The organism is Bacillus sp. FJAT-45350 (genome assembly GCF_002335805.1).
GTDB lineage: Bacteria > Bacillota > Bacilli > Bacillales > NISU01 > FJAT-45350.
Genome location: NZ_NISU01000001.1, coordinates 93,388 through 105,792, shown reverse-complemented (window position 1 = coordinate 105,792; position 12,405 = coordinate 93,388). Strand labels below are relative to the sequence as shown.

12 protein-coding genes are annotated in these 12,405 nt (G+C 35.7%); 3 read left to right on the top strand and 9 right to left on the bottom strand.

The window, feature by feature from the left end:
* Nucleotides 1–32 precede the first annotated feature (32 nt).
* The 5 genes from CD003_RS00550 to CD003_RS00530 all read right to left on the bottom strand — a co-directional run bounded on the left by CD003_RS00550 (nt 33) and on the right by CD003_RS00530 (nt 5,106).
* Nucleotides 33–941, bottom strand: a complete 909-nt coding sequence (locus CD003_RS00550; protein ID WP_096198950.1) for a fumarylacetoacetate hydrolase family protein — start codon at nt 939–941, stop codon at nt 33–35.
* 97 nt (nt 942–1,038) lie between these two features.
* Nucleotides 1,039–1,833 (bottom strand): ABC transporter ATP-binding protein, encoded by a 795-nt coding sequence (locus tag CD003_RS00545; protein WP_096198949.1) that lies wholly within the window; start codon nt 1,831–1,833, stop codon nt 1,039–1,041.
* On the bottom strand, nt 1,820–2,836 hold the full coding sequence (locus CD003_RS00540; RefSeq protein ID WP_096198948.1) for an ABC transporter permease: 1,017 nt from the start codon (nt 2,834–2,836) through the stop codon (nt 1,820–1,822). The genes CD003_RS00545 and CD003_RS00540 overlap by 14 nt, the downstream gene beginning before the upstream one ends.
* A 138-nt stretch (nt 2,837–2,974) precedes the next feature.
* Nucleotides 2,975–4,018 (bottom strand): ABC transporter substrate-binding protein, encoded by a 1,044-nt coding sequence (locus CD003_RS00535; protein ID WP_096198947.1) that lies wholly within the window; start codon nt 4,016–4,018, stop codon nt 2,975–2,977.
* Between the two features lie 485 nt (nt 4,019–4,503).
* Complete coding sequence (locus CD003_RS00530; RefSeq protein WP_096198946.1) at nt 4,504–5,106, bottom strand: hypothetical protein; 603 nt, start codon at nt 5,104–5,106, stop codon at nt 4,504–4,506.
* Between the two features lie 165 nt (nt 5,107–5,271).
* Between CD003_RS00530 and CD003_RS00525 the strand changes: the two genes are divergently transcribed.
* The 3 genes from CD003_RS00525 to CD003_RS00515 all read left to right on the top strand — a co-directional run bounded on the left by CD003_RS00525 (nt 5,272) and on the right by CD003_RS00515 (nt 8,266).
* Entirely contained in the window at nt 5,272–7,014 is a 1,743-nt protein-coding gene (locus tag CD003_RS00525) for a B12-binding domain-containing radical SAM protein (protein WP_096198945.1), read from the top strand.
* Between the two features lie 22 nt (nt 7,015–7,036).
* Nucleotides 7,037–7,438: a nitroreductase family protein gene (locus CD003_RS00520; RefSeq protein WP_257008125.1), complete on the top strand. Its 402-nt coding sequence runs from the start codon at nt 7,037–7,039 to the stop codon at nt 7,436–7,438.
* Nucleotides 7,439–7,576: 138 nt separating this feature from the next.
* On the top strand, nt 7,577–8,266 hold the full coding sequence (locus tag CD003_RS00515; protein WP_096198943.1) for a pseudouridine synthase: 690 nt from the start codon (nt 7,577–7,579) through the stop codon (nt 8,264–8,266).
* Nucleotides 8,267–8,339: 73 nt separating this feature from the next.
* On the opposite strand, the gene CD003_RS21595 is transcribed toward CD003_RS00515, so the two are convergent.
* The 4 genes from CD003_RS21595 to meaB form a co-directional block, all read right to left on the bottom strand.
* Nucleotides 8,340–8,513 (bottom strand): hypothetical protein, encoded by a 174-nt coding sequence (locus CD003_RS21595; RefSeq protein WP_179295374.1) that lies wholly within the window; start codon nt 8,511–8,513, stop codon nt 8,340–8,342.
* A gap of 112 nt (nt 8,514–8,625) precedes the next feature.
* A complete protein-coding gene (locus tag CD003_RS00510; RefSeq protein WP_179295373.1) occupies nt 8,626–9,693 on the bottom strand; it encodes an EAL domain-containing protein in 1,068 nt (355 codons plus the stop codon).
* Nucleotides 9,686–11,056 (bottom strand): GGDEF domain-containing protein, encoded by a 1,371-nt coding sequence (locus CD003_RS00505; protein ID WP_179295372.1) that lies wholly within the window; start codon nt 11,054–11,056, stop codon nt 9,686–9,688. The genes CD003_RS00510 and CD003_RS00505 overlap by 8 nt, the downstream gene beginning before the upstream one ends.
* Nucleotides 11,057–11,346: 290 nt before the next feature.
* Nucleotides 11,347–12,375 carry a methylmalonyl Co-A mutase-associated GTPase MeaB gene (gene meaB / locus CD003_RS00500; RefSeq protein ID WP_096202193.1) on the bottom strand — a complete coding sequence of 343 codons (1,029 nt, stop codon included), beginning with the start codon at nt 12,373–12,375 and terminating at the stop codon, nt 11,347–11,349.
* Nucleotides 12,376–12,405: the final 30 nt, after the last annotated feature.

The window sequence follows — 12,405 nt, the reverse complement described above, 5'->3', positions numbered from 1 at the left end:
CTTTTGGTTGAGACAGCCCCTTTCCTTTTTATCTACTTAATTACATTTCGTAATACCCCTAATTCATCAACTTTTATCTCTACACTGTCTCCTTCATTTAGGAATTTAGGTGGTGTAAATCCACTTCCAACTCCTGCAGGTGTACCCGTAGCAATGATATCCCCTGGTTCAAGTGTTGTCCCTTGAGAAATAGTTGAAATAATCGTTGGGATGTCAAAAATAAATTGAGCAGTATTGCCTTGTTGTCTCAATTCACCATTTACCTTTGTTTCTATATGTAAATTAGCTCCATCCTCTACAAGGCTTCTATGTGTAATCCAAGGTCCCATGGGGCAAGAACTATCCATACTTTTTCCTAATAAAAATTGCTTGTGTCGCCGTTGTAAGTCTCGAGCAGTCACATCATTTATAAGCGTATAACCAAACAAGTAATCATAGGCCTCTTCCTTCTTAATTGCTTTCCCCTTCTTACCAATGATAACTGCAATTTCACCTTCATAATCAAGCTCATCCGTCACATCTGCATGACGTTGAATCGCTTGCTCCGTACCAATCACAGTTGTTGGAGCTTTTGAAAAGATAATCGGTGCATCAGGGATATCCTTTTCACTCCCCATTTCAATTGCATGTGCTGCATAGTTTTTCCCTACACAAAAGATATTTTTGCGAGGCTTTTGAATAGGAGCTAATACGTTAATTTTTTCATCACTACAATCATAAATAAAGTTATTTTCTAGCTGTTCCTTCGTCCAGTTCATTACTTTTGAGACTTCATTGATAAATGTATTCCCCATCTCTATACAACCTAATAAAGTGTCTGGTAGATTTACTTCTCTTTTCATCTGAAACTGTGCTTGCCTAATATCAACGATTTTTTCCTTATCATCTGTTAGTACACCGTAACTTTCTACTTCACCTAATTTAAACGAAACAAAACGCATGACTCTTCACATCCTTCTTTAATATCAAGAAACAGGCAATAAGCATAGGATTCCACTCCCTACACTCATTGCCCCTACCTATTTTACATTAAACATCTTATCCTAATACAGCCTTATCACTTTCTATTTTCTTTCCACGGATTCGTTGGAATTCTTGTAGAAGCTTTTCGATTGTTAGCTTTTGCTTCTCTTCACCTTTTACATCAAAAATAATTTGTCCTTTATCCATCATAATTAATCGATTTCCAAGGTCTAAAGCCTGTTGCATATTGTGTGTAACCATTAGCGTAGTTAAGTTAAATTTCTTTACTACTTCCCCTGTAATTTTTGTGATCAACTCAGCACGAGATGGATCTAGTGCTGCAGTATGCTCATCTAATAGTAGGATTTTCGGTTCAGTAAATGTTGCCATTAATAGAGATAGAGCTTGGCGCTCTCCCCCAGATAGTAATCCAACCTTAGCAGTCAAACGGTCTTCTAGACCTAGATTTAACGTTTCTAGATATTCACGGAACATTTCTTTTCGTTGTTTATTTACCCCAACCTTAAATGTTCTTTTCTTATTTCTAGAATAAGCCATTGCTAGGTTTTCTGCTATTGTCATAGTCGGTGCTGTACCAGCCATGGGGTCCTGAAATACCCTACCAATATAAGTTGAACGCTTATATTCAGGTAAATGCGTTACATTTTTTTCATCAATTAGAACATCTCCTACATCAGGCATAATCGTACCAGAAATAGTATTCATCAGAGTTGACTTACCAGCACCATTACTACCTATAACAGTAATGAAGTCACCATGAGCTAATTTTAGGTTAGCTTGTTGTAATGCTTTCTTTTCATCTAGAGTTCCTTCATTAAATGTAATACTAATATTGTCAAGTTGTAGCATTAGACTTCCCTCCATCACCGTTATTTCCACTAGACATTCCCGATAAAAGAGCTCGCTTCCTCTGTTTTCTCTTCTTGTCTCTTCTTGCATCAATGACTTTTGGTGTTACTAATGCTGCAATAACAATAAGAGCGGTAATTAACTTCATATCTCCCGTTTCTAAAAACTCTACACGCAGAGCAAGAGTTACAACAATACGGTAAATTATTGCACCGCCAATTACAGCAAGCGTTGTCCTAACAATTGTCTTTGTTCCAAATAGAGCTTCACCAATAATAACTGAAGCTAAACCAATAATAATCATACCAATACCCATACCTACATCAGCAAATCCACCGTATTGGGCAATGAGGGCCCCTGATAGTGCCACAAAAGCATTTGATATACCTAGACCTAAGATAATTAACCAATCTGTATTAGCAGAGAAGCTACGAATCATTTTCTGGTTATCCCCTGTTGCACGTAGCGCAAGTCCGACTTCTGTTTTTAAGAAATAGTCAGTTAAGAATTTAATAAGTAATGTGACAATTGTAGCAAAAATTAAGATTACCCATGTACGTGGAACATGAGTCAAGCCGAATAACATTAGGAAAGAATTGAGCCATCCATCAAATGGAAGCGTTTGCCAAATTTGAGTTAACTGCTTGAAAATCGTCGTTTCGCTTAATAATGGCAAGTTAGGTCGACCCATTATTCTTAGATTAATAGAGTACAATGCAATCATCATTAAAATACCTGATAGTAAAGGGTTTATCTTACCCTTAGTATGGAGTATCCCTGTGACACAACCAGCAAGGAAACCTGCAACAACTGCTAATAACGTAGCAATAATCGGAGGGTAACCGCTAATAATAAGCATTGCAGCAACTGCTGCCCCTGTCACAAAGCTCCCGTCAACCGTTAAGTCGGGAAAGTCAAGAATTCGAAAGGAGAGGTACACTCCTAGTGCCATAATTGCATAGATAATACCAGATTCAATTGAACCAAATATAGAAATAAACATTCATCAATCCCCTTCCTTTCCATGAGGTCCGACTATGTCGGCATTATTTGTTAAAGATTATAAAAATATTACTAACCTCTACTATGTAAATGGAAGTGGTCAGTATTATACCGACCACTTTCCTGAAAATCATATTACTTATTCTGTTTCAGTTTCTAGAAATTCAGCTAATTGTTCCCACTCGTCATTCCATTCAACACCTTGAAGCTCAGCAGCTTCCTTGTTGATAAATAATTGCATATCTGGTGGGAACTCTGCCCCGATCTCACCTGGAGACTTTTCACCTTTTAATACCGCTGCAGCCATTTCCCCAGCACGGTAACCAATAGTGTAGTAATCAATACCATACGTTGCAAAACCACCACGTTTAAGAGAATCTGGCTCACCTACTACTAATGGAATACCGTAATCGTTTGCTACACCGATTACTACTTCTAAAGCAGATACAACAGTGTTATCAGTTACTACGAAGAACACATCAGCATTACCAACTAACGATTCAGCAGCTTGTTGAACTTCAGCTGAAGTTGAAACAGTACGTTTTACAACTTCAAGAGATGTTCCCTCAACAGCAGCCTCAACACTTTCAGTTTGTGTAACAGAGTTTTGTTCCCCTGAATTGTAAATCAAACCAACCTTAGAACCTTCGAAGTTTTTATCAATGAAATCAATTGTTTTTTGAATTGACTCTGGATGTAAATCACTTACGCCTGTAATATTTGCACCTGGAGCTTCGTTCATAGCAGAAACAAGTCCAGAACCTACAGGATCAGTAACAGATGTAAAGATAATAGGAATATCATCAGTTACATTTAGTGCACCTAATGCACTTGGGGTAGAGTTAGCGAAAATTAAATCCACATTATCTGCTACAAATTTTTGAGCAATTGTGTTGTTATTATTTTGGTCGCCTTGAGCACTTTGAAAATCATATGTAGCCTCAAGTCCAGCATCAGCTATAGCAGCTTTAAACCCTTCAAAGGCCGCATCTAGTGATGGATGTTCCACAATTTGTGTAGCCCCAATAGCAAATACTTGTTGCTCCTCTTGTGTAGCCGGCGATTCTTCAGTAGAATCCGGAGCTTCTTCCTCTGCAGGTGTTCCTGCATCCTCTGTACCACAGGCAGTTAAAGCCATTACACTTACGATTGCAAGTCCAAGAATCTTTTTCCACTTTTTCATTATTACTTTCCCCCTATCATTTGTTTAAATTTTCTAACTTTTATGAGTATTATGATATAACAGTTTTGTACAATTTGTAAACAAAAATTTTACCATGTTTAGCTAATTAAAGCGTTTTAGTAAACTAGTAAGGTGAGATGAATATACTTTTCTCTAATAGCTTCAGTAAAATGGTAGGATAATTTTCACGCTCTATAATTCTATTTCTGCGGAATGAAAATAATGCTATCCCCTTGCAATAATTCCCTAGGTTTCCTAAAGTTAATAATATGTTTCGGAAGTCAGAAATGATTGTGTTGGCTGAAAGATATCCAATTTCAGTTCCTACAGTTGTAACGCTACACTTATTGTCTAATCCTAATAGTATCTGTCATCCCATTTACTCTATTATCTATTCTAACGGTAGGGTCAAGCATTCTTAGTTATTTTCAGCTTTTAAAAAAACACTCTTTACTAAGTAAATATTAAAGAGTGTTTTAACGTTTTCAATTCATTTTTACCAATTCAAAAGTTAATGAAGAAAAATCTTGGTTTAGTTTATTCTCTATTTCTTCTATATCGATGGAGGTTGCTTTTAATTCGGATATACGCTCATCAATGATTTCTTCATAATACATATCTAAATTTAGAATGCTCTCTCTTTCAGCTTCTATTATACCTTCCTCTTTCTTCTCTAGATGCCAATCGAAAAGTGGTCGATAATCGTCAATTTTCATTCTTACACGTATTGTACCTTCATCACTTTGAATGTCTCTAAGGTAACCGTATTCTCGATAAATTCCGTATACTATCGCAAACGGTTCAGTCGTCAACAGGCGTTGATTATTCGAAACATCAAGCAGCTTACTTGGAGTAATAACAAGATCATCGGTATTTACATTATGTACAAATGCTCCGTTCAATCCAAAATACCCTACTGCGATAAACAAAACCATTAGGACAGAAGCAACTCGTTCCCAAACCTTATTATTTTCCTTTCCTAACTTACGTAGAATTTTTATTATTACAAAAGAAAAAATAAAACCTAACCCAACAAGAAATACACTAAACAACAAAAAGTAAATAAACGGTGAAAGCAAGAATGTCATCGTATCAAATTCCTTTCTTTATTCAATCCATCTAACCATATCAATCAGTCATTAGGGTATGCAAGGAAAATATGTTATCATCTATAGAGGTTGTAGAATTAGGTCGTATTTTGCCTTTTTTTACACCTCTATGCAATGAGTGAAATAGAATAGAGGGATTATGAAGTGAAAACAGTAATTACAACATTAAATGCAAAATATATTCATACATGTCTGGCTTTACGTTGTCTAAAAGCATATGCAGAGCCTGATTTTCCTGTAGAAATGGTTGAATTTACAATTAAGGACCCTGTAATGAACATCGTTTCTGATATATATAGTAGAAACCCTGATGTAGTAGGCTTTAGCTGTTATATTTGGAACATTGAAGAGACAATTAAAGTAATTGATATGCTAAAAAAAGTTAAACCTTCAATGAAAATTGTCTTAGGTGGTCCAGAAGTGTCATACGATACAGCTTTTTGGTTAGAGCGTGTTCCAGCTGTTGATTTTATCGTAATAGGTGAAGGTGAAGTCACATTTAAAGCTCTATTAGAAGAAATTCAAGGTGAACAGAACTATTCAAACGTCCCTGGTATTGGGCTTAAAATCGACAATGAGGTCGTTATTAACCCACATAGCACAAAGCCGGAATTAAAAGATTACCCAACTCCTTATCGTTTCCAAGAGGATATAGATGGTCTTGGAAAGAGAGTTACGTACTTTGAAACTAGTCGTGGCTGTCCGTTCAGCTGTCAATTTTGTCTTTCTTCTATCGAAGTAGGGGTTCGCTATTTTGATATCAACCAAGTCAAATCTGATATTCTTTATTTAATAGAAAACGGAGCAAAATTAATTAAATTTGTTGACCGTACTTTCAATATCAATCGTGACTTTGCCCTTGATATGTTCCAATTTTTAATTGATAACCATAGTGGCTGTGTTTTTCAATTCGAAATAACTGCAGACATTATGAGACCTGAAGTACTCGAATTCTTAAATACTCATGCTCCACCTGGAATTTTCCGATTTGAAGTAGGAGTTCAATCAACTAATGATGCTACGAATGAGTTAGTGAAAAGAAAGCAAAATTTTGAAAAGCTCTCACGTACTGTAACAATGGTCAAAGAGGGTGGAAAAATTGACCAACATTTAGATCTAATTGCTGGTTTACCAGAGGAAGATTATGATTCATTTAGAAAAACATTTAATGATGTGTTTGCTCTACAACCTGAAGAATTACAGCTAGGCTTCTTAAAAATGCTACGTGGGACTGGTGTTCGTCTTCGTGCTGAAGACCACAACTATATTTACATGGAAAACTCTCCGTACGAAATTCTAGGAAACAATGTATTATCATTTTCTGATATTGTTCGAATTAAGCGAGTAGAAGATGTTCTTGAAAAGTATTGGAATGATCACCGAATGGATGAAACGATTCACTATTTAGTTGAAAAAGAATTCGAATCTCCATTTGATTTCTTTCAGTTATTTGGAGACTACTGGGAAGAACAAGGTTGGTCTAGAATTGGCCATCAATTAGAAGACTTATTTAGACGTTTATCACAGTTTCTTCAAACTCAGTCTTCTCTAGACCATGATGTCGCAAAAAGCTTAATGATTTATGATTTCTTTAAAAATCAAAAGCATAAGCCACGTAAAACTTGGTGGACTTTTTCACTATCTAAAGATGAACAATCACGTTTCTTAAAAGAGTTAGCTGAAAACCCACTAGCTATCTCAACGGAGTTTGCAAATTTACAATTAACTGAAAAAGAACTTCATAAGCATACAATGGTTGAAGTCCTTCCAATCGATATAGAAAGCTATCTAAATACTGAAACCATTACGAGAAAAGAGATATTATTAGTGGCATACTTCTCCCCTAAAGATGGGAAAGTTTCTATTTTTTCACGACCAGCTAACTAAACTATTTTGTTTGGAGGTAGCGATGGGTAATGCAATTGCTGCAGCTGAATCATTAGGTCTAGGTACAGTACCAATTGGCGGGATCAGACGTAATCCTCATGAGGTCATTGAGTTACTAAATTTGCCTAAATACGTAATACCTATTTCAGGACTATGTGTTGGGTATGCTGCAGATGTACCAAATCAAAAGCCTCGTTTTCCAATGGAAGCTGTTTATCATCAGGAAACATACAATCACGATTTAAAAGACATCGTGAATCAATACGATGAAACCATCAAAGCTGATTCGTCAGAACGTTCAAATGGTAGTGCAGCTCATACATGGTCAGAGCGAGTGTCAACCTTCTATAAGAAACCTTATTTTAAAGACATTGCTTCAATGTTAGAGAAACAAGGGTTTACATGTAAAAACGTAAAAAATTAACAAGTACAAAATTTATAGAGTTCTAACCACAAAAAAGGATGTCCTATTATCAGAGGCCGTTAAAAAAGTGTGATTTTCACTTTTTTAGCGGCCTTTAAGTAATGCATGTAAAAATTAACAATCGAAAGGAACGTCACTTTGAGAATTAATAAATATATCAGTTTAACTGGCTATTGTTCAAGACGAGAAACGGACCGGCTAATTGATGCAAAGCGAATAACAATTAACGGTAAGACTTGTGTGCCTGGTGATTCAGTAGAACCAGGAGATACTGTCCTAATTGATCATAAACCAATTCCTATGAAGGAAGAAAGCATTTACCTAGCATTTTACAAACCGGTTGGAATTACATGCACAGCTCAAAAGCTAGTAAAAGATAATATTATTGATTATATTAATTTTCCTACAAGAGTCTTTCCCGTTGGGAGATTAGATAAAGCCTCTGAAGGATTAATTCTTCTCACGAATGATGGTGATATAGTTAATAAAATGATGCGTTCAGAAAATAATCACCAGAAGGAATACATTGTAACAGTAGATAAATCGATCAATAGTGATTTTATTAAGGGAATGTCTAATGGCGTTAAAATTCTTTCTACAATTACGAATCCATGTATTGTTACAAAAATAGATGAACATGTCTTTTCGATTATTTTGACACAGGGACTTAATCGACAAATTAGAAGAATGTGTAAAGTGCTCGGGTATAAAGTGGTAAGACTTCAGAGGGTTCGAATTATGAATATAACAAGTGAACATCTAGAGGTAGGGCAATGGCGTTATCTAACTGATGAGGAGCTTTCTTGCCTTAAGAATACATTAAAATGAGGCTGGGACACAAGGTCCGTTTGACCTTGTGTCCCAGCCTCTATTGAAGACTTGTATCTCAACCTTATTTCTATTATACGCCTCTACGCTTGCGTTGATTATTACTCTTTTTTGTTTGTTGGCTTTTCATCGTTTGGTTTGAGCTAACCCAACCATTTGCTTTTCCTGCAGCTTGAGCTTGTTTCTTTTCTGCTAGCTTTTGTTTAATTGCCTCTTGTAATGAAACTTTCTTCTTTTCTGTAGACATTCTTAAGTCTCCTTTTAGCTTCTATCATTCCCACATATTACTGTCAGATAAGATATAGTGTACCACTATCTCAGCTAAAGAGACATTTAATTTTTTATTTTTAATTTTACATTTATATAAGATGTCCCAGGTCAGTAACTGGTTTCGGCTGAGGCTTTCCAATATAGTAGCCCTGAGCGAGATCTATCCCTTGCTCCTTGCAGTAGAGCAATTCTTCTTTTCTTTCAATACCCTCAGCTAACAGGACAATGTTATATTCATTAGCAATTTGTATAATATCAGCTATTTTCTTCTGTTTCAATTCATCAGTATCACAATAGTCAATCAGAGCTCGGTCAATTTTTGCATAGTTTGGCTTAAGTTTTCTTAAAACATCTAAAGTCGCATACCCTGCTCCTAAATCATCTAATGCCACGTTTATCCCGTGTTTTTGATATGCTTGGAAAATTTTTTTCAAATGAGTTATGTCTTTAATTTTTTCAGTTTCAACGACTTCAAAAATTAAGTCCTCTGGTTCGACATTGTACTTCTCTACTGCTGTAAATGTACTCTTTAAACAATGATTGGGGTCATATATAGAGGATGGAAGGAAATTAATAAATCTCTTTGTTCCTTTTTCTAATAGTTTCGAACCTACTTCAATAGACTTCATTCTAGCCTGACTATCTAAAAGGGATTGAAGACCTGATTCCTGTGAAAAATGAAATAATGGTCCAGGTGAAAAGAAAGCATCCTCACTGTTTGGTCGAAGTAAGAATTCATATCCAAACAACGAGCTTGATTGTAACGATATAATCGGTTGTATATGCTGAGTAAATAAGCCCTTATTAATAATTGTAAAATAGCTATTATTTTTAATCCTTGAATATAACTGCGAGAATGGTGACATCCTTGGAAAATAAGTAACTTCCTCAAGTTGGTCTGATTCTCTTGCCCATGTCCCGTATAAACTAGCTAAATTATCTTCCACAAATTCATCATGTAATGTATCAACTATTTTAGTTAGCTGTTCTAATGATTGATAGCTACAAATGAGTAATTCATGACTTTTCCTTATTGATGTAAGGTTCTTAATTTTATTTTCTAAAAGAGGAAAAAGACCCTCACCCTTTTCATAGAAAATAATAGTTCCCTGTTCTTTTAATTCAGGGATAAAGCTACAATTGTAACAATTACTCATCGACTTCCCTCCAGAAACAATATTGATTTCTACCTGCATGTTTTGCGTGATACATCGCCTGATCAGCCTTTTTCATTAAAGAAATGACATCATTCCCATCATCAGGAAACACACTTATGCCCATGCTTGTTGTAAGTTCCACATTTCTTTTCATAATGCTAAAGGGAGACTGGATTTTCTTTATTATTCTACTTGCTTTTTCTCTAACAACCTCTTCACTTTGATTCGGCATGAGAATAGTAAATTCATCCCCGCCCATACGAGCAACCATACCTATATCACTAATTTCATTCTCAATACGTTTAGCAACTTCTTTTAGTAATAAGTCACCAGCATGATGTCCTAGGGTATCATTCACTTGTTTAAAATGGTCTAAGTCAAAAAATATAATAGCACATGTTCGATCATTTTCTAGTGAATTAGTTAACTCCATTTTGAACTTTTCTCGATTTGGTAAGCTAGTTAACGAGTCATGATATGCTAGAAATTTAATTCGCTCTTCCGATTCCTTTTTACCTGTTATATCAGTAGAAACACTCATATACTTTGTCACTTGCTTTGACTCATCATAAATTGCTCTAAATTGCGAGGAAAGAAGAATCTCCTTGCCACTTTTCACTTGTATCGAAAGTTCACCTTGCCATCTGCCCCCTTGGACTACTTGATTCCAAATATTTGTATAAAAGGTCTTGGGGTGCCTTCTTGTACCAAACAACTTAATATGTTTACCTTCAATTTCTTGTTGGGAATATCCCGTTATTCTTTCAAAGGCATCATTGACATATTGAAGTTGTCCCTCATCATCAATAACGATAATGATTTCTTCCATATTATCAAATACAAGAGTAGCAAGCTCTAATTCTGCTTCAGTTTCTTTCCTTTTCGTTATATCCTGTATAAGTCCGACATGATATGACAAGTTGTCAAATTGATCATATACCTGACTAATGTTTACTTCATTCCAAAATTTTGTCCCATCTTTTCGGTAATTAATAACTTCTTCTTTTATCGGTTCATTATTATCGATCGCTTTTTTAATTCGAGAAGTTTTCTCTTTATCCGTTTCTTCTCCCTGTAGAAATCTAGGATTTTGACCTAGTACCTCCTCTAGCTTATAACCTACTATATTTAAAAACTCATCGTTTACATAAATGATAGGATTATCAGGTTGGGAAGGGTTTGTGACCATAACACCACTATTTACATACTCTAGTATATCAACTAGACTATTCCTTTCACCAATAAGATGTTCAATAAATTCTAGTAAATCCTCTTTATTAGAATGTAAATAGTTTTTAGAATCAAGCATACTCTGTTTGATTTCTAATCCTTTAAAATAACGTTTTTGTTTTTGCCTTTTCATCTTACCCCATCCCTCCTCCATAGTTCCCATAAGTAGTTATGCAAGTTGTTTTTCACATTACTCCCAAGTAACTCGAATACCACTAGGAAGTTGTACATAAACAATCATCACAGGTATCCATACTTATCCTACTATATATATATATGTATAATTCCCAATCATGTATAGGTAAAACTAAAAAAGAGAAAAAAACCAAGATAAAAAATAGCCTTAGTCTGAAACTGCTAAAAAGGCTGCTGGAAAAGTGAATCACACTTTTTCAACAGCCTTCCTTTGTCTCTTCTCTTTTTCTATTTTTGATATAAATCTAATAGCTGTTGGACGGCAAGAGTTGGCGATGTCTTGCCTTGTAAAAGTAATTGTTGTACGTCTGGTAGCTTTTCTTTTACAGTAGGATTGTTATAGAAACTTGCCTTTAACTGCTCTTCAATTAGACTATGAACCCAATCTAACGTTTGATTTCGTCTTCTTTCTTCAAATAGACCAGAAGCCATTGTTGTATCTTTGTACTTATTAATGACTTCCCAAATGTCTGGTACCCCTTCACCAGTTAGGGCTGAAACAGTATAGGCTTGTGTCTCCCAGCCTTCAGTTGCTGGCTGAAGAAAATGCAACAATCGATTATATTCTGATCTTGCATTTAAAGCTGCCTGTTTATTGCTTCCATCTGCTTTGTTAACAAAAATAGCATCGGCAATTTCCATGACCCCTTTTTTCATCCCTTGGAGCTCATCTCCTGCACCTGTTAGCATGATAACGAGAAAGAAATCAACCATTGAACGAACAGTGATTTCACTTTGGCCGACACCAACTGTTTCAACAATAATTACATCATAGCCCGCTGCTTCACAGATAAGTAACGTTTCTCTACTTTTTCTAGTAACGCCACCTAATGTACCACTTGATGGAGATGGTCGAACGAATGCATTGGGATTTCGAGAAAGTTGTTCCATTCTCGTCTTATCACCAAGAATACTTCCTCTAGTTAGACTACTAGACGGATCCACTGCTAGTACAGCAACACGATGTTCTTGTTCACAAAGCATAGTCCCAAACGACTCAATTAAAGTGCTTTTACCCGCACCAGGTACACCAGTAAACCCAATTCTAATCGATTTACCTGTATAAGGCATAAGCTTCTTCAATACTTCTTGTGCAATTTCCATATGCTTACTAGAGTTACTTTCTACTAATGTAATCGCCTGTGCAATAATCGCTCTATTACCATCTAACACACCCTGTACATAATCTTCGACTGTGAGTTTCCGCCTTTTCGGTGAAGGCTTACTAACATTTTTATTGCTTCCACCTGTTGACATTCCGTCGTGTCCCCCTTCGACACCTTGAAG